The organism is Phenylobacterium sp. (assembly GCF_041916435.1).
Lineage (GTDB): Bacteria > Pseudomonadota > Alphaproteobacteria > Caulobacterales > Caulobacteraceae > Phenylobacterium.
Map to the genome: position 1 here is coordinate 645,984 of NZ_JAYRZM010000001.1, position 22,296 is coordinate 668,279.

21 protein-coding genes and 1 tRNA gene are annotated in these 22,296 nt (G+C 69.2%); 15 read left to right on the forward strand and 7 right to left on the reverse strand.

Annotated elements, in window-relative coordinates; genetic code table 11:
• Positions 1-2 precede the first annotated feature (2 nt).
• Genes sufB through ACE3TA_RS03220 form a run of 7 tightly spaced genes read left to right on the forward strand, consistent with a single transcriptional unit; the run spans position 3 to position 5,662 of the window.
• Positions 3-1,472 carry a Fe-S cluster assembly protein SufB gene (gene sufB, locus ACE3TA_RS03190; protein ID WP_374570363.1) on the forward strand — a complete coding sequence of 490 codons (1,470 nt, stop codon included), beginning with the start codon at positions 3-5 and terminating at the stop codon, positions 1,470-1,472.
• Positions 1,469-1,885 (forward strand): hypothetical protein, encoded by a 417-nt coding sequence (locus ACE3TA_RS03195; RefSeq protein WP_374570365.1) that lies wholly within the window; start codon positions 1,469-1,471, stop codon positions 1,883-1,885. The genes sufB and ACE3TA_RS03195 overlap by 4 nt, the downstream gene beginning before the upstream one ends.
• Positions 1,886-2,635, forward strand: a complete 750-nt coding sequence (gene sufC, locus ACE3TA_RS03200; protein ID WP_374570367.1) for a Fe-S cluster assembly ATPase SufC — start codon at positions 1,886-1,888, stop codon at positions 2,633-2,635. It begins immediately after the preceding gene.
• The gene (gene sufD, locus ACE3TA_RS03205; protein ID WP_374570369.1) at positions 2,632-3,684 is read left to right on the forward strand and encodes a Fe-S cluster assembly protein SufD; all 1,053 of its coding nucleotides are present in this window, start codon (positions 2,632-2,634) and stop codon (positions 3,682-3,684) included. Before sufC ends, sufD begins: the two co-directional genes overlap by 4 nt.
• The gene (locus ACE3TA_RS03210) at positions 3,674-4,891 is read left to right on the forward strand and encodes an aminotransferase class V-fold PLP-dependent enzyme (RefSeq protein ID WP_374570371.1); all 1,218 of its coding nucleotides are present in this window, start codon (positions 3,674-3,676) and stop codon (positions 4,889-4,891) included. The genes sufD and ACE3TA_RS03210 overlap by 11 nt, the downstream gene beginning before the upstream one ends.
• A 5-nt stretch (positions 4,892-4,896) precedes the next feature.
• On the forward strand, positions 4,897-5,259 hold the full coding sequence (locus ACE3TA_RS03215; protein WP_374570373.1) for an SUF system Fe-S cluster assembly protein: 363 nt from the start codon (positions 4,897-4,899) through the stop codon (positions 5,257-5,259).
• A 4-nt stretch (positions 5,260-5,263) separates the two neighbouring features.
• Positions 5,264-5,662, forward strand: coding sequence for a HesB/IscA family protein (locus tag ACE3TA_RS03220; RefSeq protein WP_374570375.1), 399 nt, complete (start codon positions 5,264-5,266; stop codon positions 5,660-5,662).
• 33 nt (positions 5,663-5,695) lie between these two features.
• Here ACE3TA_RS03220 and ACE3TA_RS03225 read toward each other — a convergent pair whose 3' ends face one another.
• The 4 genes from ACE3TA_RS03225 to parE all read right to left on the reverse strand — a co-directional run bounded on the left by ACE3TA_RS03225 (position 5,696) and on the right by parE (position 11,453).
• Positions 5,696-6,496 carry an enoyl-CoA hydratase/isomerase gene (locus tag ACE3TA_RS03225; RefSeq protein ID WP_374570378.1) on the reverse strand — a complete coding sequence of 267 codons (801 nt, stop codon included), beginning with the start codon at positions 6,494-6,496 and terminating at the stop codon, positions 5,696-5,698.
• An 80-nt stretch (positions 6,497-6,576) separates the two neighbouring features.
• The gene (locus tag ACE3TA_RS03230) at positions 6,577-7,632 is read right to left on the reverse strand and encodes a diguanylate cyclase domain-containing protein (protein WP_374570380.1); all 1,056 of its coding nucleotides are present in this window, start codon (positions 7,630-7,632) and stop codon (positions 6,577-6,579) included.
• 112 nt (positions 7,633-7,744) lie between these two features.
• A complete protein-coding gene (locus tag ACE3TA_RS03235) occupies positions 7,745-9,232 on the reverse strand; it encodes a DEAD/DEAH box helicase (RefSeq protein ID WP_374570382.1) in 1,488 nt (495 codons plus the stop codon).
• A 166-nt stretch (positions 9,233-9,398) separates the two neighbouring features.
• Entirely contained in the window at positions 9,399-11,453 is a 2,055-nt protein-coding gene (gene parE, locus ACE3TA_RS03240; protein ID WP_374570384.1) for a DNA topoisomerase IV subunit B, read from the reverse strand.
• 251 nt (positions 11,454-11,704) lie between these two features.
• Here parE and ACE3TA_RS03245 point away from each other — a divergent pair, with 251 nt between their 5' ends.
• The gene (locus ACE3TA_RS03245) at positions 11,705-11,932 is read left to right on the forward strand and encodes a hypothetical protein (protein ID WP_374570386.1); all 228 of its coding nucleotides are present in this window, start codon (positions 11,705-11,707) and stop codon (positions 11,930-11,932) included.
• Positions 11,933-12,053: 121 nt separating this feature from the next.
• Here ACE3TA_RS03245 and glnA read toward each other — a convergent pair whose 3' ends face one another.
• Complete coding sequence (gene glnA, locus ACE3TA_RS03250; protein ID WP_374570388.1) at positions 12,054-13,463, reverse strand: type I glutamate--ammonia ligase; 1,410 nt, start codon at positions 13,461-13,463, stop codon at positions 12,054-12,056.
• A 38-nt stretch (positions 13,464-13,501) separates the two neighbouring features.
• The gene (locus tag ACE3TA_RS03255) at positions 13,502-13,840 is read right to left on the reverse strand and encodes a P-II family nitrogen regulator (protein WP_374570391.1); all 339 of its coding nucleotides are present in this window, start codon (positions 13,838-13,840) and stop codon (positions 13,502-13,504) included.
• 444 nt (positions 13,841-14,284) lie between these two features.
• Between ACE3TA_RS03255 and ACE3TA_RS03260 the strand changes: the two genes are divergently transcribed.
• From ACE3TA_RS03260 to ACE3TA_RS03270, 3 genes are all read left to right on the forward strand, one after another.
• Positions 14,285-14,854, forward strand: a complete 570-nt coding sequence (locus ACE3TA_RS03260; RefSeq protein ID WP_374570394.1) for a histidine phosphatase family protein — start codon at positions 14,285-14,287, stop codon at positions 14,852-14,854.
• Between the two features lie 17 nt (positions 14,855-14,871).
• On the forward strand, positions 14,872-16,329 hold the full coding sequence (locus ACE3TA_RS03265; RefSeq protein ID WP_374570396.1) for an NAD(P)H-hydrate dehydratase: 1,458 nt from the start codon (positions 14,872-14,874) through the stop codon (positions 16,327-16,329).
• Positions 16,330-16,608: 279 nt separating this feature from the next.
• Positions 16,609-17,229, forward strand: coding sequence for a LysE family translocator (locus ACE3TA_RS03270; RefSeq protein ID WP_374570398.1), 621 nt, complete (start codon positions 16,609-16,611; stop codon positions 17,227-17,229).
• Here the strand turns inward: ACE3TA_RS03270 and ACE3TA_RS03275 are convergent.
• Entirely contained in the window at positions 17,216-18,454 is a 1,239-nt protein-coding gene (locus ACE3TA_RS03275) for a glycosyltransferase (protein ID WP_374570399.1), read from the reverse strand. The genes ACE3TA_RS03270 and ACE3TA_RS03275 overlap by 14 nt on opposite strands.
• A gap of 86 nt (positions 18,455-18,540) precedes the next feature.
• On the opposite strand from ACE3TA_RS03275, the gene ACE3TA_RS03280 reads away from it, so the two are divergent.
• The 4 genes from ACE3TA_RS03280 (at position 18,541) to ACE3TA_RS03295 (ending at position 22,295) form a co-directional block, all read left to right on the forward strand.
• Positions 18,541-18,625 (forward strand) — tRNA-Leu (locus ACE3TA_RS03280).
• 54 nt (positions 18,626-18,679) lie between these two features.
• A complete protein-coding gene (locus ACE3TA_RS03285; RefSeq protein ID WP_374570401.1) occupies positions 18,680-20,068 on the forward strand; it encodes an FAD-binding oxidoreductase in 1,389 nt (462 codons plus the stop codon).
• 119 nt (positions 20,069-20,187) lie between these two features.
• Positions 20,188-21,549 (forward strand): trigger factor, encoded by a 1,362-nt coding sequence (tig, locus tag ACE3TA_RS03290; protein ID WP_374570403.1) that lies wholly within the window; start codon positions 20,188-20,190, stop codon positions 21,547-21,549.
• 119 nt (positions 21,550-21,668) lie between these two features.
• A complete protein-coding gene (locus ACE3TA_RS03295) occupies positions 21,669-22,295 on the forward strand; it encodes an ATP-dependent Clp protease proteolytic subunit (protein ID WP_374570405.1) in 627 nt (208 codons plus the stop codon).
• Position 22,296 lies beyond the last annotated feature (1 nt).

Consider the following 22,296-nt stretch of genomic DNA (forward strand, 5'->3'; position numbering starts at 1 on the left):
GTATGGCCGCCGTCAAACAGACCGTCGAGCACGTCGAAGCGCTGGAGAAGTACAAGCACGGCTTCGTCACCGCCATCGACCAGGAGTTCGCGCCCAAGGGGCTGAACGCCGACATCGTGCGCTTCATCTCGGCCAAGAAAAGCGAGCCGGAATGGATGCTGGCCTGGCGGCTGGAGGCGTTCGAGCGCTGGCAGGCCATGGACGAGCCGGACTGGGCCAAGGTGTCGTTCCCCAAGATCGACTACCAGGACGCCTACTACTACGCCGCGCCCAAGGAGAAGTCCGGGCCCAAGAGCCTGGACGAGGTCGATCCGGAACTCCTGGCCACCTACGAAAAGCTGGGCATCCCGCTGAAGGAGCAGGAGGTTCTGGCCGGCGTTCAGGGCGCGCCGCGCTACGCCGTCGACGCGGTTTTCGATTCCGTTTCCGTGGTGACCACCTTCAAGAAGGAGCTGGCCGAGGCCGGCGTCATCTTCTGCTCGATCAGCGAGGCGATCCGCGAGCATCCGGAGCTGGTGAAAAAGTACCTGGGTTCGGTCGTGCCGGTCTCGGACAACTACTTCGCCTGCCTGAACAGCGCGGTCTTCTCGGACGGCAGCTTCGTCTACGTGCCGCCGGGCGTGCGCTGCCCGATGGAGCTGTCGACTTATTTCCGCATCAACGCCGCCGAGAGCGGCCAGTTCGAGCGCACCCTGATCATCGCCGACAAGGGCGCCTACGTCTCCTACCTGGAAGGCTGCACCGCGCCGCAGCGGGACGAGAACCAGCTTCACGCCGCCGTGGTCGAGCTGGTCGCCCTGGACGACGCCGAGATCAAGTACTCCACCGTGCAGAACTGGTATCCGGGCGATCCGGAGACCGGCAAGGGCGGCATCTACAACTTCGTCACCAAGCGCGCCGACTGCCGCGGCGACCGCTCCAAGGTGTCCTGGACCCAGGTCGAGACCGGCTCGGCGATCACCTGGAAGTATCCGTCCTGCGTGCTGCGCGGCGAGGGCAGCGTCGGCGAGTTCTACTCCATCGCCATCACCAATGGCCGCCAGCAGGCCGACACCGGCACCAAGATGATCCACCTGGGGGCCAACACCCGCTCGCGGATCATCTCCAAGGGCATCTCGGCGGGCCGCTCGTCGAACACCTATCGCGGCCTGGTCTCGGCCCATCCCAAGGCCAAGGGCGCGCGCAACTTCACCCAGTGCGACAGCCTGCTGATCGGCAAGCGCTGCGCGGCCCACACCGTGCCCTACATCGAGGCCCGCAACGGCCACGCGGTGTTCGAACACGAGGCCACCACCACCAAGCTTTCGGAAGACCAGCTCTTCTATGCGATGCAGCGCGGTCTATCGCAGGAAGAGGCCGTCCAGTTGCTGGTCAACGGCTTCGTCAAGGACGTGCTTCAGGAGCTGCCGATGGAATTCGCCGTCGAGGCCCAGAAGCTCGTCGCCATTTCCCTGGAGGGTTCCGTCGGATGAGTTCTGACGCCGTCGCCAAGTCCCCGTCGATCTCGCTGGAGCAGGCGTTCGAGGCCGAGCACGCCCGGCGCGAGGCCGAGCGCCAGGCCCGGCTGGACGCCGAGCGCAAGCAGCAGGAGCTCGACCTGGCCAACGCCCAGGCGCTCTACGACCGCCTGAGCGGCGAGACCGCCTTCCTGGCGGAGAAGGGGCTGACGCTGCAGATGTCCGCCACCCGCTTCACGGTCACGCTGGAGCACGAGGAATTCCGCATCACTGCCTATTTCGAGGGCGGCAACGCCGACGTGCGCTCGGCCGACAAGCGCAACACCTCCGTTCCGGGCGCGAGCGCGCCGCGCAAGCAGCAAGCCGTGGAGGGCGTGGACGACGCCCTCCTGGTCATCGCCCAGTACCTCGCCGACGAGACCCGCTGAATGCTGAAGATCGAAAACCTCCACGCCTCGGTCGAGGGCAAGCCGATCCTGAAGGGCCTGTCGCTGGACGTGCCCGCAGGCGAAGTGCACGCGATCATGGGGCCGAACGGGGCGGGCAAGTCGACCCTGTCCTACGTGCTCACCGGCCGCGAGGGCTATGAGATCACCGAGGGCTCGGCCACCCTGGACGGCGAGGATCTCCTGGCCCTGGAGCCCAACGAGCGGGCGGCGCGCGGCGTCTTCCTGTCGTTCCAGTATCCGCTGGAGATTCCGGGGGTTCCGGCGCTGACCTTCATCCGCACGGCGATGAACGCCCAGCGCAAGGCCAGGGGCGAGCCGGAGATCACCGCGCCGGAGTTCCTGAAGCTCGCCCGCGAGAAGGCCGCGGCGCTGAAGATTGACTTCGACATGCTCAAGCGCGCGCTCAACGTCGGCTTCTCGGGCGGTGAGAAGAAGCGCATGGAAATCTTTCAGATGGCGATGCTTTCGCCGCGCCTGCTGATCCTGGACGAGACCGATTCCGGCCTGGACATCGACGCCCTGCGCATCGTCGCCGACGGGGTGAACGCCCTGCGCTCGCCCGAGCGCTCGATGCTGGTCATCACCCACTACCAGCGCCTCCTGGACTACATCAAACCCGACCGGGTCCACGTGCTGTCCGGCGGGCGGATCGTCGCCTCCGGCGGGCCTGAGCTGGCCCACGAGCTGGAGCGCGAGGGCTACGACAAGTACGCGAGGGCCGCCGCTTGAGTCTGGCCGCCGCTCTGCGCGATCGTGACGTCGCCCTGCTGCCCAGCCGCAGGGACGAGGACTGGCGCTGGACGGACCTGCGCGGCCTGCTGCGCGCCTTGCCGCCGGCCGCGCCGGCGTTCGACGGGCCGCTGCCCGCCGGGCCGTTCGGCGAGGCGGGCGAGGGCGAGGTCGCCTTCGTCAACGGCGTAGTCCGCGGCGACGCCGGCGCCCTGGCCGTGCCGGCGGGCGAGACGCGGGCGCTTCGCCTGCGCTTCGTGGCGGCCACCGCCGAGACCTCGCATGCAGTCGAGGCCAAGGTCCGGGTGGGCGCGGGCGCGCGCCTGATCCTGCTGGAAAGCCATGAGGCGCTGGGCGACGGCTATGTGGCCGACGTGGCGCTCGACATCGACATCGCCGAGGGCGGGGTGCTGGAGCGCGTCGTGCTGGCCGGCGACGGCGCCGAGGCCGTGCGCGTGGCCGCTGCCGACGTGGTGCTAGGACCGGACGCGAGACTCATGCAGACCAGCCTGACCGACGGGGCCAAGCGCCAGCGCCTGGAGACGCGGGTCACGCACCCCGGCGCCGGCGCGGAGGTGAGGCTCGACGCGGCCTATGTGCTGGCGGAGCGCCGGCACGCGGATCTGACCACCATCCTCGTGCACGCCGGGCAGGACGGGCGGACCGATCAACTCACCAAGGGCGTGGTCGACGGCCAGGCCCGTGGCGTGTTCCAGGGCCGCATCGTGGTCTCCGAAGGCGCCGACCAGACCGACGCGCGGATGGGCCACCATGCGCTGATCCTGTCGGACAGGGCCGAGGTCGACGCCAAGCCGGAGCTGGAGATCTATGCCGACGACGTGGCCTGCGCGCACGGCAACTCGATCGGCGCCCTGGACGAGGACGCCCTGTTCTACGCCCGCCAGCGCGGCATGCCCGAGGCTGAAGCCCGGGCGATGCTCACCAGGGCCTTCGTCGGCGAGGTGATCGAGCGCATCGAACACGAGGCCGCCCGCGAGGCCGCCCGCGCCTGGGCTGAGCGCAGGCTTGGAGGCGGCGATGGCGTTTGACGTCGAGGCCGTCCGGGCCGAGTTCCCGATCCTGCGCCGGCAGGTGAACGGCAAGCCGCTGGTTTACTTGGACAGCGCCGCCAGCGCCCAGAAGCCGCGGGCGGTGATCGAGGCCATGACCCGGGCGATGGAGCATTCCTACGCCAACGTGCACCGCGGGCTACACACCCTGGCCAACGAGACGACCGAGGCCTACGAGCAGGCCCGAAGGAGCGTCGCCCGGTTCCTGAACGCCGGGGAGGACGAGATCGTCTTCACCAAGGGCGGCACCGAGGCGATCAACCTGGTCGCCTCGGGCCTTGGGCTGTCGCTGCTGAAGGCCGGAGACGAGGTGCTGCTCACCGAGATGGAGCACCACGCCAACATCGTGCCCTGGCATTTCCTGCGCGAGCGGCAGGGCGTGGTGCTGAAGTTCATTCCGGTGACCGACGACGGCCGCCTGGACCTGGGCGCCCTGCCGCGCCTCCTGGGGCCCCGAACGAAGGTCGTGGCGGTCAGCCACATGTCCAACGTGCTCGGCACCATCAATCCGATCGCCGGGATCATCGCCCAGGCCAAGGCCGCCGGCGCCCTGACCCTGATCGACGGCTGCCAGGGCGTGGTGCACGCGCCCGTGGACGTGAAGGCGCTGGACGCGGACTTCTATGTCTTCTCGGCGCACAAGCTCTACGGGCCCACCGGGATCGGCGTGCTGTACGGCAAGGCCGGGCGGCTGGCCGCCCTGCCGCCCTATCAGGGGGGCGGGGAGATGATCGGTGCCGTCAGCCTGGAGGCGATCACCTACGCCGACCCGCCGCATCGCTTCGAGGCCGGCACGCCGCCGATCCTGGAGGCGATCGGCCTGGGTGCGGCGATCGAGTGGCTGTCGGGCCTGGACCGGGCGGCGATCGCCGAGCACGAAGCCAGGCTCTACGCCCGCGTGCGCGAGGGGCTGAGCGGCGCCAACTGGTTGAAGGTGATCGGCGAAGCGCCGGGGAAGGGGGCCGTGATGGCCTTCACCGTCGACGGCGCCCACGCCCACGACGTGGCGCAGATCCTGGACCGCTACGGGATCGCCGTGCGCGCCGGAACCCATTGCGCCGAGCCCCTGATGCGCCGCTTCGGGGTGACCTCGAGCGCCCGCGCGTCCTTCGCCCTATATAATACGGACGCGGAGGCCGACGCCTTCGTGGACGCGCTCAACCGAACTCAGGCTTTTTTCGCGTAGACGCCATGGATGACGCCGCCCACATCGAGCCGAACGCCCCGACGCCGCTGTCGCAGGCCGAACTGGACCAGATCACCGACCAGCTCATCGAGAAGCTGAAGACGGTGTTCGACCCGGAGATCCCCGTCGACATCTACGAGCTCGGCCTGATCTACAAGGTCGACGTGTCCGACGAGAAGGACGTGGCGATCGACATGACCCTGACCGCGCCGGGCTGCCCGGTGGCCGGCGAGATGCCCGGCTGGGTGCAGGACGCGGTCATGGAGATCCCGGGGGTGAAGTCGTGCACCGTCGAGCTGGTGTTCGATCCGCCGTGGGATCCCTCGCGCATGAGCGACGAGGCCAAGCTGCAACTGAACATGTTCTGACGCCATGAGCACCCTGCACGCCGCCCCGCAACCCCGCGCCCGCCGCCCCCGGCCCAAGGTGGTCACCCTGACCGACCGCGCCGCCGAACGCGTGCGCGAGATCATGGCCAAGGCCGAGAAGCCCTACGCCGGCCTGCGCGTGGGGGTGAAGAACGGCGGCTGCGCCGGCCAGGAGTACGTGCTGGAGTACGCCGAGACGGCCGACCCGCTGGACGAGGTGGTCGAGGACAAGGGCGTGACCATCCTGATCGAGCCCAAGGCGGTGCTCTTCCTGATCGGCACCGAGATCGACTACGAGGTCACGCGCCTGGCCGCCAAGTTCGTGTTCAAGAACCCGAACGAGACCGACGCCTGCGGCTGCGGCGAGAGCGTGACGATCCAGCCGGCGAAGCTGGAGAGCTGAGGCCGGCCCCGGCGGACCGGCCTCGAAGCGACCTCAGCGGCCCTTGAACTCGGCGGGGCGCTTCTGCAGGAAGGCGATCACGCCTTCGCGGGAATCCTCGGTGCGTCCGGCGTCGCGCTGGCCCATCCGCTCGGCCCAGAGCTGCTCGGCCCAGTCGGCGTCGAGACTGTCCCACACGAGCTTGCGGGTGGCCGCCAGCGACTTCGGGCCGGTGGCGAGCGCGCGGGCGATCTCCACGGCGCTTTCCATCAACTGGGCGTCGGGCACGCAGCGATTGATCAGGCCCCAGTCCAGCGCGGTCGCCGCGGGGATCTTGTCGCCCAGCAGCATCATCTCCATCGCCCGCGCCTTGCCGATCAGGCGCGGCAGCAGGTAGGTCGAGCCGCCGTCGGGCACCAGGCCGATGCGACGGAACGCCTGCAGGAAATAGGCGCTCTCGGCGGCCACGATGATGTCGCCCATCAGCGCCAGCGAACAGCCGACGCCCGCCGCCACGCCGTTGATCGCGGTGACGATCGGGGCGGGGAACTCCCGCAGCATCGAGACGAAGGGGTTGTAGACGGTGGCCAGGGCGGCGCCGGAATCCGGTCCCCCAGGCGGCGGCTCGGGCATGGCGCCGCCCCGGCCGGAAAGGTTCGCCCCGGAGCAGAAGCCGCGGCCCTCGCCGGTGATCACCAGGGCCCGCACGCCGGAGCCGTCCGCCGCGAAGGTCGCGCAGGCGTGCGTCAGCTCTTCCATCAGGTCCAGGCCGGCGGCGTTCAGCGTCGACGGGTCCGACAGGGTGATGATCCCGATGCCGTCGGCGACCTGCGCCTTGATCTTCTGATAGCCCAAGGAATCCTCCCGTTCAGATCGTCTTGCGGCGATCTTAAGGGGAGGCGCCCCCACGTCAGGCTAGCGGAAATCGCCCGCGGTCAGGCCGCGTTGGCGACCGGTTCGGCGTTGGTCACCCGGTTGCGGCCGCTGCGCTTGGAGGCGTAGAGCGCCGCGTCGGCCCGTTCCATCACGCTGTGGCCGTTTTCGCCCGGGCGGCGCTGGGCCACGCCCGCGGAGACGGTGATCGCGCCGAGGTCTTCGTTGGTGGAGCGGCGCTTGAGGATGCGCGAGGACACCTCTTCGCGGATCTCCTCGAGGGTGCCCGCGGCCATGTCCGCGCCCTCTCCCGGGAAGATCAGGGCGAATTCCTCGCCGCCGTAGCGGGCGGCGAAGCGGGGCGGGGCGCCCACGCGGCCGATCACGCTGGCGACGTAGCGGATCACCTGGTCGCCGGTCTGGTGGCCCCAGGTGTCGTTGAAGCTCTTGAAGTGGTCGATGTCGATCACCGCCAGGGTGAGCGCCTCGCCCTTGGCGTCGGCCTCGGCGCAGGCGCGGGCCAGTTCGTCGTCGAACGACTTGCGGTTGGCCAGGTTCGTCAGGCCGTCGGTCGTGGCGTCGCGGCGCACCTGCTCCAGGTGTTCGCGCAGCTTGGACACTTCGGCGCTGGACTCGGCCAGGCGCTTTTCCAGGGACTTGTTCTCGCGCTGCACGCGCTTGGTCGCGCTGGCCAGGTTGTCGACCGTCTTGCGCAGGGCGTCCACGTCGACCTGGGCGCCGAGGCTCTGGCTGGCGTCGGCCAGCGTCTGGCCATAGGCCTCGCTGGACTTCTGCGCCGACTGGATGGCCTGGGACACCGAGGCCAGTTCCTTGCTCAACTGGTCGCCCGCGTCGCGGATCTGTTCGTTCAGGCGGGCCTTGGGCAGATAGAGCGCGGCCAGTTCGTCGCTGACCTTGTCGGTGAAGGCTTCGCCCGTGGTGAGCAGGCGGGCCACCTCGCGGCCGAGCGCGCTGTCGGGCGCGGCCACATAGTACATCCAGATCTCGAAATTCAGCGCCGTCGGCCAGACGCCGTGCTTTTCCATCTGTTCGACAGCTTGGCGAGCCAAGGCGTAGGCGCCGGGCCCACGCAGCCTGATCTCGAGATCGTCCGACATCTTCGACTTTCCCCACCCTGCGGGGGCCGACGGATTCTCCGTCACGACCCAGCGTTCAGCTTGACGATAGGGGCGAGTCTCAAATGAGCGGTTAAAAGTCGCAGTGCGACGGTCAATTCTTTCCGGAGGTCGCCGGCGGCGGGCGCATCAGGAAGGCCGGCACGTCGGCGCCGAATCCCACGACGGAGTCGCGGTCTTCGTCGCGGCGACGCTCGCGCGGCGGGGCCTTGGCCTCGGCCGAACGCGCCTTGGGGGCCTCTTCGCGCCTGGCGCGGGCGGGCCGGGCCTCGGGCGCGGGGGCTTCGGCGGTCTCGGGCGCAGCGGGCGCCTCGGCGGCGGCTTCGCTGTCCTCACGGCGCGGGCGGCGCGAGGTGGTGCGGTCGCGATCGCGGTCGCGGGAGCGTGCGGAGCCGCGCTCGCGGGTGGAGGGGCGCCGGCTGCGGCCGCCCTCGTCCTTCAGGCTGTCCCAGTCCAGGTCCAGGCTCAGCGTCTCGGGCGTCTTGCCGATCAGCTTGAGCACCTTGTCCAGGTTCTTGGAGTCGGCCGGCGTGGTGATCATGTAGGCTTCGCCGGTGCGCCCGGCGCGCCCCGTCCGGCCGATCCGGTGGACGTAGTCGTCGGCGTGGTGCGGCACGTCGTAGTTGAAGACGTGGCCGACGGCGGGGATGTCCAGGCCGCGGGCGGCCACGTCGGAGGCCACCAAGAGCTTCAGCTCGCCCTTGCGGAAGCTGTCCAGGGTGCGCATGCGCGTGGCCTGGTCCAGGTCGCCGTGGATGGCCGCCGCGTCGAAGCCATGCTTCTTCAGCGACTTGGCGACGATGTCGACTTCGGACTTGCGGTTGCAGAAGACGATGCCGTTGACCACCTCGCCGCGCTCGATCAGGGCGCGCAGCGCCGTGCGCTTGGCCTTCGGCTCGGAGGTCGGCAGGGGAACGATGTGCTGGGCGATGGTCTCGGCCGTCGTGGCCGGACGGGCGACCTCGATCCGTGTCGGATCGTTCAGGAACTGCTTGGTGAGCCGGGTGATCTCCGGCGGCATGGTGGCCGAGAAGAACAGGGTCTGCTTCTTCGGCGGCGTCAGCTTGAAGATGCGCTCGATGTCCGGGATGAAGCCCATGTCGAGCATGCGGTCGGCTTCGTCGACCACCATGATCTGCACGCCGGTGAGCAGCAGCTTGCCGCGCTCGAAGTGGTCGAGCAGGCGGCCCGGCGTGGCGATCAGCACGTCGACCCCGCGGTCGAGCTTGGCTTCCTGGTCGCCGAAGGACACCCCGCCGATCAGCAGCGCCCACGAGAGCTTCTGGCCCGCGGCGTACTTCTCGAAGGACGAGGCCACCTGGTCGGCGAGTTCGCGGGTCGGCGCGATCACCAGCGAGCGCGGCATGCGCGCCTTGGAGCGGCCGGCGGCGAGCCGGTCGATCATCGGCAGGGTGAAGGCGGCGGTCTTGCCCGTGCCGGTCTGGGCGATGCCCAGCACGTCGCGGCCGGCGAGCGCGACGGGAATGGCCTGCTCCTGGATCGGAGTGGCGGTCGTATAGCCAGTTTCGGCGACAGCCTTGAGCGTCGCAGGCGAAAGGCCCAGGTCGGAAAAATCGGTCATCAGCGGCAATGTAGGCGGTCGGTCCGCCCAAGAAGGCATGCGATCCGCGGCGGCGCGCACGGCGATCGTCGCGCGGGCCGGAACATACGGGTTAGCACTTTCAAGTCAACGCGCTGAACGGAATTCTGCTGCGAAGACGCCGAAGGCGCCGCCAAAGCGGCAGACTTCAGACGTCCAGGTCGGCCGCAGCGAACTCGGCGTTCTCCTGGATGAAGCGGAAGCGCAGCTCCGGCTTGCGGCCCATCAGCGCCTCGACCAGCTCCTCGACCGCCTCTTCAGAGCGGGGCAGGGTGACCCGCGCCAGGATCCGCTTGTTCGGATCCATGGTGGTCTCCTTCAGCTGCGAGGGCATCATCTCGCCCAGGCCCTTGAATCGGCTGATCTCCGGCTTCTTGCCCTTGAACTCGCTGGCCAGCAGCTCCTCGCGGTGGGCGTCGTCGCGGGCGTAGACCACCTTGCCGCCGTGGCTCAGGCGGTAGAGCGGCGGCAGGGCCAGGTAGAGCCGTCCCGAGCGGATCAGGTCGGGCATGGTGCGGAAGAAGAAGGTGATCAACAGGCTGGCGATGTGCGCGCCGTCGACGTCGGCGTCGGTCATGATCACCACGCGCTCGTAGCGCAGATCCTCCTCGCGGAACTTCGAGCCGCCCTGGACGCCGAGCGCCAGCAAGAGGTCGGAAAGCTCGCGGTTGCCGCCGGTCTTGTCGCTGGAGGCCGAGGCCACGTTCAGGATCTTGCCGCGCAGGGGCAGGATCGCCTGGGTGCGGCGGTCGCGGGCCTGCTTGGCCGAGCCGCCGGCCGAGTCGCCTTCCACCAGGAAGATCTCGGTGCCGTCGGTCGCCTGGCCGGAACAGTCGGCGAGCTTGCCCGGCAGGCGCAGCTTGCGGGTGGCCGAGGCGCGGGCGACTTCCTTTTCGCGGCGCCGCTTCAGCCGCTCCTCGGCGCGGTCGATGACGAACTGCAGCAGCGCGCTGGCGGCTTTGGGCTGGGCGGTCAGCCAGTGGTCGAAGGGATCGCGCAGGGCGTTCTCGACCAGGCGCTGGGCGTCCGACGAGGAGAGCTTCTCCTTGGTCTGGCCCTGGAACTCCGGGTTGGCGATGAACACGCTGACCAGGGCGCCGGCCTGGGCGATCACGTCGTCGGCGGTGATCAGCCCGCCGCGCTTCTCGCCGGTGAGCTCTGCGTACTGCTTCAGGCCCCGGGTCAGGGCCGCGCGCAGCCCGGCCTCGTGGGTGCCGCCCTCGGGGGTGGGCACGGTGTTGCAGTAGGACTGCATGAAGCCGTCGGCCTCGCCGAAGCCGGCGCCGGTCCAGGTGACGGCCCACTCCACCTTGCCGGTCTCTCCCGGGCGCTCGTAGCGGCCGGCGAAGGGCTCGGGGGTGACGGTCTCCACGGACTTGACCCGCTCGGCCAGGAAGTCGGCCAGGCCGTTGGGGAAGCGGAACACCGCCTCGGGCGGCGTCTGGTCGTGGATGCGCGACGGATCGCAGGACCAGCGGATCTCCACCCCGCCGAAGAGGTAGGCCTTGGAGCGGGCCATGCGATAGAGTCTGGCCGGCTTGAAGGCGGTGTTGTCGCCGAAGATCTCCGGGTCCGGCTTGAAGCTGATCGCCGTGCCGTGTTTGCGGGTGGGGGCGAGTTTCTCGATCGCGCCCAGGGGCTTGCCGCGCGAGAACGACTGGCGCCACTCGAAGCCGTCCTTGAAGGCGACCACGTCGACGCGCTCGGACAGCGCGTTCACCACCGACACGCCCACGCCGTGCAGGCCGCCGGAGGTCTCATAGGCCTTGCCGGAGAACTTCCCGCCCGAGTGGAGCACCGTCATGATCACTTCCAGGGCGGACTTGCCTGGATGCTTGGGGTGCGGGTCCACCGGAATGCCGCGGCCGTCGTCCTTGACGGTGAGCACGCCCTCGGCGTCCAGGCGCACCTCGATCACCTTGGCGTGGCCGGCCACCGCCTCGTCCATGGCGTTGTCCAGCACCTCGGCGAACAGATGGTGCAGGGCCCGTTCGTCGGTGCCGCCGATGTACATGCCGGGGCGCTTGCGCACCGGCTCCAGGCCTTCCAGGACCTCGATGTCCTTGGCCGAATAGCCGCCCGACGGCTTGTCGCTCTGGGCCGGCGGCTCCGCGCGGGGCTCGTGGCTCTGCGCGAGCGGCGCGGCCGGCGCGGGGTTCAGGGCGTCGTCGAACAGGGAGGCTTGGGCGGTGGCCTTGGGCATGACTCTGGAAATTGATGCGATTCGGACCCCTGCCGTATGCGGCGCGCCGGCCGCCAGGGCAAGGGCCGCGCCGCGCCGCGGCGCCCGTCGCGCGGGCTTCTCGGTCGCGTCGCCCAGCGCACGTGCAAGGAACACTTGCCATGAGCGCTCGTTTTGCGTGACCATGCGTTAAGCGAACGGACATGCGTCGGCGTCCGCGTCCCCAGGGCGCGGCCGGACAAGAAGCGGCCGTCCGCGTTGGAGGAACATGAATGTCTGACGTCAGCAACCGCGGCCATCTTCAGCTCTTTCGCAGCCTGCCGCGCGAACTCATCAACATCATGGGCACGGCCCTGGCGATTTTCCTGACCGTGCTGATCGGCTCGACGATCGCGGCGGCGTTGCCGAGCAATCCGTCGCCCTGGCTGTTCGCCGGCTGCTACGCCGCGCCGGCGGCGGTGATGTTCGCCCTCTACTGGTACGTCGCCCAGAAGCTCTGAGCGCCTGGGCGGTCTGGGGGCGTCCGGAGGCGCGCGCCTGCGCGCGTCTCGCCTTTCGGCGATATGAAAAGGGCCGCGGATTGCTCCGCGGCCCTTCTCGCCCGACTTCAAGCGCTGAAGCTTAGCACTTGAAGTACATGTCGAATTCGACCGGGTGCGGGTGCAGTTGCAGCCGCATGACTTCTTCCATCTTCAGCTCGATGTAGCTGTCGATGAAGTCGTCGTCCATGACGCCGCCGGCCTTCAGGAAGGCGCGGTCCTTGTCCAGGTTCTCGAGCGCTTCGCGCAGCGAGCCGCAGACTTCCGGGATCTTCTTCTGCTCGCGCGGCGGCAGGTCGTAGAGGTTCTTATCGGCCGGGCCGCCCGGATCGATCTTGTTGATGATCCCGTCCATGCCGGCCATCAGCAGCGCGACGAAGGTCAGGTAGGGATTGCCCATCGGATCGGGGAAGCGCGCTTCGATACGCTTGCCCTTGGGGCTCTCGACGTGCGGGATCCGGATCGAGGCCGAGCGGTTGCGGGCCGAGTAGGCCAGCTTCACCGGGGCTTCGTAGCCGGGCACCAGGCGCTTGTAGCTGTTGGTGGTCGAGTTGGAGAAGGCGTTGATCGCCTTGGCGTGCTTGATGATGCCGCCGATGTAGTAGAGGCAGGTGTCCGACAGGCCGGCGTACTTGTCGCCGGCGAACAGCGGCTTGCCGTCGCCCCAGATCGACTGGTGAACGTGCATGCCCGAGCCGTTGTCGGCGAACATCGGCTTGGCCATGAAGGTGGCCGTCTTGCCGTAGGCCGCGGCCACGTTCTGGATGACGTACTTATAGAGCTGCAGACGGTCGGCCATGGTGATCATGGTGTCGAACTTCAGGCCAAGTTCGTGCTGGGCCGGCGCCACTTCGTGGTGGTGCTTTTCCGGCTTCATGCCCAGTTCGCCCATGACGGCCAGCATTTCGCCGCGCAGGTCCTGGCAGCTGTCGACCGGATTGACCGGGAAGTAGCCGCCCTTCGGGCCCGGGCGATGGCCCATGTTGCCTTCCGGATATTCCTTGGCTGAGTTCACCGGCAGCTCGGTCGAGTCGTAGGTGTAGCCGGTGTTGTTAGGTTGGACGGACCAGCGCACGTCGTCGAAGATGAAGAACTCGGCCTCGGGGCCGAAGTACACCGTGTCGCCGACGCCGGAGGACTTGACGAAATTCAGCGCCGCCTTGGCGATCGAGCGCGGGTCGCGGTTGTAGGGGGTGTTGGTGTCGGGGTTCAGTACGTCGCAGAACAGGCACAGCGTGGTCTGCTGGTAGAACGGGTCGATGTAGGCCGTGTCCAGGTCGGGACGCAGCTTCATGTCGGACTCGTTGATCGCCTTCCAACCCGCGATCGACGAGCCGTCGAACATCGTGCCGTCGGTCAGGAAGTCGTCATCGACGAGATCGATGTCGAAGGTGACGTGCTGCATCTTGCCGCGCACGTCGGTGAAGCGGACGTCTACGTATTTGACTTCCTTTTCCTTGATCAGGTGCAGGATGTCTTTTGCGGTGGCCATGTTGTCATCCCCTTTTGGAATTCGGTGTTCGTCTCAAATCAGATCGCTTGCGCGCCGCTTTCCCCTGTCCGGATACGCAGGACATTGGAAATCTCGGACACGAAGATCTTGCCGTCGCCGATGCGGCCCGTGCGGGCGGCCCCGGTGATGGCTTCGAGAACCGGCTCTAGCTGATCGTCAGCGATCACGATCTCGACTTTTATCTTGGGCAGGAAATCGACCACGTACTCGGCGCCGCGGTAGAGCTCGGTGTGCCCTTTCTGGCGCCCGTAGCCCTTGGCCTCCATCACCGTCATCCCCTGAACCCCAAGCTCCTGAAGGGCTTCCTTCACTTCGTCCAGCTTGAACGGTTTGATGATGGCTTCGACTTTTTTCATAGCTCAATTCGCACTCGGCCGACCGCCCCGAAACGGTCGCCGCGACGGAGCACGTCGCAGCCGGGCCGCGCAAGGGGGCGTCGGCGCCCCTCCTGGTCGGGATGGTTACGCTCCTGACTGGCGCCTATATGGCGGGCGCCAAGCGCACATAATTTGCTCATGTCGCAATTCGCCTCGGGTTTGGGCCGTGGAAGGGGTGCGAGCGGCTCTCAGCAGCGCTCCGCGCGGCTTGATCATGCAACTGGATGACCTGTCGGGCTCGCGAATCGGCGATCCGCTGCGCGGCCATGCGGCGCCGGGCGCATCGCCACAGTGAAAGTTGCTGAAGATTGCGGCGCGTAGGCTGCGTCGGGAAACCGACGGGCCGGCGCGAAACGGGGGTGACAAGCCGGCCCAGTCATGGCCCTTACGGCGCGTCCACGCCGCAAGACGCCGGAGCCCGCGATGCCGCGCCTGTATCTCATTCGCCATGGCAAGCCCGCCGCGACCTGGGGCGACGCGGACGAGGATCCGGGGCTCGACGACCAGGGCAGGGGCCAGGCGGAGGCGGCGCGCGACGTCCTGCTCGGCCTGCCGCCGGCCGAACGGCCCTCGCTGGTGGTCAGTTCCCCCCTGCGCCGCTGCCGCGAAACCGCCGCGCCCCTGGCCGCGGCGCTGGGCGTGACGGCCGAGGTCGACCCCAGGGTCGGCGAGATCCCGACGCCGGCTGCGGTGCCGATGAGCGATCGCGGCGCCTGGCTGCGCAAGGCGTTCGGCGGCCTGTGGCGCGAGATCGAGGGCGACCTCGACTACGACGCCTGGCGCCGCTCGATCGCCCAGTCGCTGTTGGCGCGCGGCGACACGGCGGTGTTCAGCCACTTCGTGGCGATCAACGCGGTGATCTCCACGCTCACGGGCGACGAGCACGTGGTCAACTTCCGGCCCGATCACGCCTCGATCAGCGTCCTGGAGACCGACGGACGGTCCTTGACCCTGATCACCAAGGGGCGCGAAGCCTCCACCCAGGTTCTCTGACGTCTGCGGAGCGGGCCGTGGCGGCGCGTACAATTCTCACCGTCGCGGAGATCGGCGCGGCGGACCAGGCGGCGATCGCGGCGGGAACGCCCGGAAGCGTGCTGATGGAGCGGGCCGGCGCGGCGGTGGCCGACGCGATCGTCGAGCGCTTCGCCCCCCGGCCGGTGACCGTGCTCTGCGGCCCCGGCAACAACGGCGGCGACGGCTATGTGGTCGCCAGGCTGCTGAAGGCGCGGGGCTGGCCGACCACCGTGAAGGCCCTGGCGGCGCCGGCCACGGCGGACGCCAAGGCGGCGGCCGCGCTCTGGGACGGCGAAACCGGCCCGCTGAACGGCTTCGTGGCGCAGGACGGAACGCTGGTGGTGGACGCCCTGTTCGGCGCGGGCCTGTCGCGTCCGCTCGACGGGGCGGCGGCGGCGGCGGCGCAGCGGCTGGCCGAGCATCCGGAGCGGGTGATCGCCGTGGACATGCCGAGCGGCGTGCGCGGCGACCTGGCCGAGACGGCCGGGCCGGCGGCGGCGGCGGCGCTGACGGTCACCTTCCATGCCAAGAAGCCGGCGCATGTGCTTGAGCCGGCGCGCGAACGGTGCGGCGAGGTGGTGGTGGCCGACATCGGCCTGGGGCCGACGCCGGCCACCCTGTTCGAGAACACGCCGGAGCTTTGGCTGACGCGCTTTCCCTGGCCCGACGCCAGCTCGCACAAGCATGCGCGCGGCCGGATGATCGTGGTCAGCGGGCCGGCCTGGCGCACCGGGGCGGCCAGGCTGGCCTCGCGCTCGGGCCTGCGGCTGGGGGCGGGGCTGGTCACCGTGCTGTCGCCCCCCGACGCGCTGGCGGTCAACGCCGCCCACCTGGAGGCGGTGATGCTGCAGCCGTTCGAGACCGACGGCGAACTGGAGGCCGCCGCCGCCGACGTCGACGCTGCGGTCATCGGCCCGGCGGCGGGCGTCAACGAGACGACGCTGCTGAACGTGCTGGCCCTGGCGCGCACCGGCTCGGCGCTGGTGATCGACGCCGACGCCATCACCGTGTTCCGCGACGATCCGGAGGAGCTGTTCTCCGTGCTCGACCGCGACGACGTGCTCACCCCGCATCCCGGCGAGTTCGAGCGGATCTTCCCCGGCCTCCTGAAGGCGGGGCCGGAGCGGATCACGGCGGCGCGCACGGCCGCGAAGCGCGCAGACGCGGTCGTTCTGCTCAAGGGGGCCGACACCGTGATCGCCGCGCCGGATGGGCGCGCGGCGGTGAACGTCAACGGCTCGCCGTGGCTGGCGACGGCGGGTTCGGGCGACGTGCTGGCCGGCTTCATCGGCGGACTGGTCGCCCAGGGGATGGAGAGCTTCGAGGCGGCCTGCGCGGCGGCCTGGATCCACGCCGAGGCGGCCGACCTGCACGGACCTGGCCTGATCGCCGAGGACTTGCCGGGCCTGGCGCCCGCGATCCTGCGCAGGCTCTATGGCGCGGGCGCGATCTGAAGGCTTGGCCGTGGCGCGCCGCCGCGGTTCGTGCTAGGCGGCTGAGCGACGCAGACGCGTCCTTCGGCCTAGAGACCATGCTCCGCACGACCGTATCCGCCGCCGCACTTATCGCCTGCCAGGCCAGCGCCTGGTGGATGGCGGCTGGCATGCGGAAAGGACGCGGACTCTAGGATCGATCCCACGATCATCAGTCATCGACCCCTTTCCGGCGACGGAACGGGGATCCTTGCGATGTTCGCTCCGCCGGACCGGCCAGCCCAGCGGAGCAATCCTGCCATGACCACACCGCCGACGTCCTTCACGCCCGACTTGCTCGCGGCGCTCGCCCTGTTCGCCTTCGTCTCGTCGATCACGCCGGGGCCGAACAACGCCATGCTGATGGCCTCGGGCGCCAATTTCGGCCTGAAGCGCACCCTGCCGCACATGGCCGGCGTGTCGCTGGGCTTTCTCGTGCTGATCCTGGCCGCGGGCTTCGGGCTGGGCGGTCTCTTCACCGCCTATCCGGTGCTGCACGTCGTCCTGAAGGCGCTGGGCGGCGCCTACCTCTTGTGGCTGGCCTGGAAGCTCGCCACCGCCAAGGGCCTGGGGCAGGCCGCGGCCGCGGGCCGGCCGATGAGCTTCCTGCAGGCGGTCGGCTTCCAGTGGGTCAATCCCAAGGCCTGGGCCATGGCGGTGAGCGCGGTGAGCGCCTACACGCCCCAGGCCGGATACCTGGTCAACCTCGCCATCATGGGCCTGGTCTTCTGGGCGGTGAACCTGCCCTGCATCGGCGCCTGGACGGGCTTCGGCGTGGGCATGCGGCGTTTCCTCGACCGGCCGGCGGCGCTGCGCGCGTTCAACCTGACGATGGCCGGCCTTTTGGTGCTGTCGCTCTGGCCGATGCTCAGCCACGCCTAGGCGTGGCCGTCACCTCGTCGATCAGCGAGAGCCAGGCCGCCCGGCCGGCTGCGGCGTCGAAATGCTCGACCGCCGTGGCGCGGGCGGCCGCGCGCAGGGCGCCGAAGGCCTCCGGCCGGCGGCAGGCGTCGATCAGGGCGGCGGAGAGCCCGTCCACGTCGAAGAAGTCGACAAGGCGGCTGTTCACCCCGTCCGCCAGCGCGTCGCGCACCGGCGCGGTGTCCGAGCCGATGATGTAGCAGCCGCTGGCCATGGCCTCCAGCAGCGACCAGGAGAGCACGAAGGGATAGCTGTAGTAGACGTGGGCGGTGGAGGCGCGCAGCACCGTCAGCATCTGGTTGTGGGGCAGGCGGCCCAGGAAGTGGACCCGCGACCAGTCGAGCCTGTCCTCCAGCCCGTCCAGGCAGACTTCCTTCCAACTGCGGCCGTCGAGCGGCGAGCCGCCGTAGCCGCGCTTGGCCTCGGCGCCCACGATCAGCACCCGGGCGTCGGGCGCCTCGTCCAGCACGCGGGGCAGGGCCCGCAGGAAGACGTGCAGCCCGCGCAGGGGCTCCAGGTTGCGGTTGACGTGGGTGATGAGCGGCGTCTCGGGCTCGATCGGCGTGCGGTCGGGCAGGATGATGCGGGTGCGCGGCGCCGGCCGGATCGCCTGGGTGTCGACGCCCTCGTGGATCAGGCGCATGCGCGGCCGGAAGATGTCCGGATGGGTCGAGGCCTGGAACTCGGTCGGGCAGACGATGGCGTCGGCCTGGGTCAGCGCCAGCGACAGCACGGCGTTCTTGGCGGTCGCGCCGATGATGGTCTCGAAGCTGGTGGGCAGGAACTCGTCGTCGAAGCCGACGTCCGCGCCGCGGCCCTTGTAGAAGAACTCCGAGAAGAGGATGCGCCGCGCCTTGGGGAACGGCTCTTCGAGGAACACGGTCTCGCCCCAGCCGGGATGGCCGATGATCAGGTCCGGCTCGAAGCCCTCGGCCTTCAGCTCCAGGGCCGCGTCCAGCGCCGCGCGACCTCGGATCAGGTCCGCTTCCGCGCGGACGGCCAGCGGCAGGATGCCGGGCGTCGAGGCCTTGCTGTTGGACCATTTGGCAAGGCGCACGCCCTCCAGGCCCGGCGAGGTCTGGCCGCCGATCGCCGCGCAGGCGACGCCCCGCGCGACCAGCTCGCGCGCCAGGTCGCGAAACTGGGCCGGGAAGTTGGAATGGACGAACAGCACGCGCTCAAGCATCGCCGCCTTCTGGCCGAGCCGTAGGGCGCTGTCATCTGCTATCGCGCTTGACGAGCCTGCCGCCGCCGTCGCAAGGCTGCGCCCGCGCGGGTGTGGCGGAACTGGTAGACGCACTGGATTTAGGTTCCAGCGCCGCAAGGCGTGGAGGTTCGAGTCCTCTCACCCGCACCATGGCGAGCGCGCCCGCCATCGGCCATAGTCCCCGGCAAAAGGGAGGACACGCCGATGGACAAGGTCATGGCCGACATCGCCGCCGCGCTCGGACCAGGGGGCCTCTTGACCGGCGAGGAGGCCAAGGCCGCCGCGCACAGCGTCTGGACCCGCCTGGGCGAGCCCGCCGCCGTGGCCCGCCCGAAATCGACCCAGGAGGTCGCCGCGGTGCTGCGCATGGCGAACGCCGCCGGGATCGCCGTCGTCCCCTGGGGCGGGCGAACCGGGCTGGTCGACGGCGCCTACGCCCAGGACGCGATCGCCCTGTCGCTGGAGCGGATGGCCGCCGTCGAGGAGATCGACCGCGAGGGGGCCACCATGACCGTTCAGGCCGGCTGCCCGGTGCAGGCCGCGGCGGAGGCGGCGGAAGGGGCGGGGCTCTTCCTGCCGCTGGACCTCGGCTCGCGCGGCTCGGCGACCGTCGGCGGGACCATCTCCACCAACGCCGGCGGCAACCGCGTGCTGCGCTTCGGCATGATGCGCGACATGGTGCTGGGGCTGGAGGCGGTGCTGGCGGACGGCACGGTGGTCTCCGCGCTCAACCCGCTGATGAAGAACAACACCGGCTACGACATCAAGCAGCTCTTCATCGGCTCGGAGGGTACGCTCGGCGTGGTCACGCGCGCGGTGCTGCGGCTGCGCCCGCAGGCGGCCAGCCAGAACACCGCCTTCCTGGCCGTCGGCGACTTCGAGGCCCTGCCTAAGCTCCTGCGCCGCCTGGAGCGGGACCTGGCCGGCGGGCTCTCGGCCTTCGAGGTGATGTGGCCGGAGTTCTATGAGCTGGTCACCACGCCGCCGGCGGCCGGCAAGCCGGTGCTGCCGCCCGGTTCGGCCTTCTACGTGTTGGTGGAGACTCTCGGCGGCGACCAGGCGGCCGACGCCGAGCGGCTGGAGGCCGTGCTCGGCGCGGCGCTGGAGGAGGGACTCGTCGAAGACGCGGCCATCGCCAAGTCCGAGGCCGAGCGGCGGAGGATGTGGGCCCTGCGCGACGACGTGGCCCAGGTCGCCCGCAACGGGCCGATCTTCACCTTCGACGTCAGCCTGAAGCTCTCGGCCATGCCGGATTACCTGGCCGGCCTGCGCCAGGCGCTGACCGCGCGCTGGCCGCAGGCGAGCCTGGTGGTGTTCGGCCATCTGGGCGACGGCAACCTGCACCTGATCGTCGGCGTCGGAAGCCGCGAGGCCCGCGACGAGGTCGAGGACATCGTCTATGGCCGGCTGGCCGAGGCGCACGGCTCGATCTCGGCCGAGCACGGCATCGGCCTGCAAAAGCGCGCCTATCTGGACCGTTCGCGCTCGCCTGCCGAGATCGCCCTGATGCGCACCCTGAAGAGCGCGCTCGACCCCAAGGACATCCTCAACCCGGGCAAGGTGCTGGCCCAACCTTTGGGCTTGGAGGCGTGAAGGCGGCGTGACATAAGGGCGCCGCCCGCCGCCGCTCGTCCGGCGGCGATCCTCTTTTCATGTGAAGGCGGACCCAGACGCGCGGCAGACGCGCCGAGTCCGAAAACTCAAGAATGTCGATGCAGATCGTTGAAAAGTCCGGTGAAGGCCTGAGCCGCGTCTATGGCGTCACGGTTCCCGTGGCGGAGCTCGCCCAGCGCCTCGACGCCCGGATCGCCGAGATCACCCCGCAGCTCCGGATCAAGGGCTTCCGCCCCGGCAAGGTGCCGCCGGCCCACGTGCGCAAGCTGCACGGCAAGGCGCTGATGGCCGAGGTGGTGCAGGAAGCGCTCAACGAGTCGACCCAGAAGGTCCTGAACGACAACAACCTGCGCCCGGCCGGCGAGCCGGACCTGAAGCCCGAGGGCGACATCGAGCAGGTGATCGAGGGCAAGGCCGACCTGGCCTATGAGCTGGCCGTCGAGCTGATGCCGGAGTTCGAGCCGGTCGATCCGGCCACGCTGGAGCTGAAGCGCCCGGTCTACAAGCCGAGCGACGCCGAGGTGGACGAGGCCGTCGAGAACCTGGCCAAGCAGAGCCGCAACTACGAGCCGCGCACCGGCAAGACCGTGAAGGCCAAGGACGGCGACCAGGTGGTCATCGACTTCATCGGCCGCATCGACGGCGAGGCCTTCGAGGGCGGCTCGGCCACCGACACCCCGCTGGTGCTGGGCTCGGGCCAGTTCATCCCCGGCTTCGAGGAACAGCTCGTGGGCGCCAAGCCCGATTCCACCGTGATGGTGAAGGTGAAGTTCCCCGACGACTATCAGGCCGAGACCCTGAAGGGGAAGGACGCCGAGTTCGAGGTCACGGTGAAGGAGGTCAAGGCCCCGGTCGAGACCGCCATCGACGACGAGCTGGCCAAGCGCCTGGGCCTGGAGAGCCTGGACGCGCTGAAGGACCTGCTGCGCAAGAACCTGGAAGAGCAGTACGCCGGCGCCTCGCGCTTCAAGGTCAAGCGCGCCCTGCTGGACGTGCTGGATTCCAAGCACGACTTCCCGCTGCCGCCGAAGATGGTGGACGCCGAGTTCGCCGCGATCTGGCAACAGGTGCAGCAGGACAAGGAAGCCGGCCAGCTCCCGCCGGAAGACGCCGACAAGACTGACGACCAGCTCCAGGCCGAGTATCGCAAGATCGCCGAGCGCCGCGTGCGCCTGGGCCTGGTCCTGGCCGAGATCGGCCGGGCCGCCAACGTCCAGGTGAGCGAGCAGGAACTGCTGCAGGCGATGCGCCAGGAAGCCATGCGCTACGGCGCCCAGGCCCAGCAGATCTTCGACATGTTCCGCCAGAACCCGAACTTCCAGGCCCAGCTTCGCGCCCCGATCTTCGAGGACAAGGTGGTCGACCTGATCGTCTCCAAGGCCAAGGTCGAGGACGAGGAGGTCTCCAAGGAGGAGCTCCTTAAGGAAGACGAAATGCCGGAAGGCTACGGGGCGGGCTGATCGGCTCCTGACGATCCCAGCGACGGCCGGCCGCCTTGCAACGGGGCGGTCCGCACGCGATATCGAAAGGGAGCACTGGCGCGACTCAACGCGCCCGCACGGAGAAGGGTTCTTTCCACATGCGTGACCCGCAAACCACCGCGCTGAACCTCGTGCCGATGGTGGTCGAACAGACCAGCCGCGGCGAGCGCGCCTTCGACATCTTCTCGCGCCTCCTGAAGGAGCGGATCATCTTCCTGAACGGCCCCGTCGAGGACGGGATGTCGGCGCTGATCTGCTCGCAGCTCCTCTATCTGGAGTCCGAGAACCCGAAGAAAGAGATCTCGATGTACATCAACTCCCCGGGCGGAGTGGTGACCTCGGGCCTCGCGATCTACGACACCATGCAGTACATCAAGAGCCCGGTCTCGACGGTGTGCATGGGCATGGCCGCCTCGATGGGCTCGTTCCTCCTGATGGCTGGCGAGAAGGACATGCGCGTCTCGCTGCCGAACGCGCGCATCATGGTGCACCAGCCCTCGGGCGGCTTCTCGGGCAAGGCCTCGGACATCGAGCGCCACGCCGAGGACATCATCAAGACCAAGCGCCGGCTGAACGAGCTCTACGCCAAGCACACCGGCCAGAGCGTCGAGGAGGTCGAGAAGACCCTCGACCGCGACTACTTCATGACCGCCGAAGAGGCCAAGGCCTGGGGCCTGGTCGACCACGTCTTCGAAAAGCGCGCCGACGCCGAAACCCCGGCCTAGA

Excerpts from the sequence above, each read along its gene's own strand:
- ACE3TA_RS03220 (WP_374570375.1), top strand. The coding sequence starts at position 5,264 with ATGAGCACCCTGCACGCCGCCCCGCAACCCCGCGCCCGCCGCCCCCGG.
- ACE3TA_RS03195 (WP_374570365.1), top strand. The coding sequence starts at position 1,469 with ATGAGTTCTGACGCCGTCGCCAAGTCCCCGTCGATCTCGCTGGAGCAG.
- ACE3TA_RS03245 (WP_374570386.1), top strand. The coding sequence starts at position 11,705 with ATGTCTGACGTCAGCAACCGCGGCCATCTTCAGCTCTTTCGCAGCCTG.
- sufB (WP_374570363.1), top strand. The coding sequence starts at position 3 with ATGGCCGCCGTCAAACAGACCGTCGAGCACGTCGAAGCGCTGGAGAAG.
- ACE3TA_RS03285 (WP_374570401.1), top strand. The coding sequence starts at position 18,680 with ATGGACAAGGTCATGGCCGACATCGCCGCCGCGCTCGGACCAGGGGGC.
- ACE3TA_RS03275 (WP_374570399.1), bottom strand. The coding sequence starts at position 18,454 with ATGCTTGAGCGCGTGCTGTTCGTCCATTCCAACTTCCCGGCCCAGTTT.
- ACE3TA_RS03230 (WP_374570380.1), bottom strand. The coding sequence starts at position 7,632 with ATGTCGGACGATCTCGAGATCAGGCTGCGTGGGCCCGGCGCCTACGCC.
- glnA (WP_374570388.1), bottom strand. The coding sequence starts at position 13,463 with ATGGCCACCGCAAAAGACATCCTGCACCTGATCAAGGAAAAGGAAGTC.
- ACE3TA_RS03210 (WP_374570371.1), top strand. The coding sequence starts at position 3,674 with ATGGCGTTTGACGTCGAGGCCGTCCGGGCCGAGTTCCCGATCCTGCGC.
- sufC (WP_374570367.1), top strand. The coding sequence starts at position 1,886 with ATGCTGAAGATCGAAAACCTCCACGCCTCGGTCGAGGGCAAGCCGATC.
- ACE3TA_RS03215 (WP_374570373.1), top strand. The coding sequence starts at position 4,897 with ATGGATGACGCCGCCCACATCGAGCCGAACGCCCCGACGCCGCTGTCG.
- ACE3TA_RS03295 (WP_374570405.1), top strand. The coding sequence starts at position 21,669 with ATGCGTGACCCGCAAACCACCGCGCTGAACCTCGTGCCGATGGTGGTC.
- ACE3TA_RS03255 (WP_374570391.1), bottom strand. The coding sequence starts at position 13,840 with ATGAAAAAAGTCGAAGCCATCATCAAACCGTTCAAGCTGGACGAAGTG.
- ACE3TA_RS03270 (WP_374570398.1), top strand. The coding sequence starts at position 16,609 with ATGACCACACCGCCGACGTCCTTCACGCCCGACTTGCTCGCGGCGCTC.
- tig (WP_374570403.1), top strand. The coding sequence starts at position 20,188 with ATGCAGATCGTTGAAAAGTCCGGTGAAGGCCTGAGCCGCGTCTATGGC.
- ACE3TA_RS03260 (WP_374570394.1), top strand. The coding sequence starts at position 14,285 with ATGCCGCGCCTGTATCTCATTCGCCATGGCAAGCCCGCCGCGACCTGG.
- parE (WP_374570384.1), bottom strand. The coding sequence starts at position 11,453 with ATGCCCAAGGCCACCGCCCAAGCCTCCCTGTTCGACGACGCCCTGAAC.
- ACE3TA_RS03235 (WP_374570382.1), bottom strand. The coding sequence starts at position 9,232 with ATGACCGATTTTTCCGACCTGGGCCTTTCGCCTGCGACGCTCAAGGCT.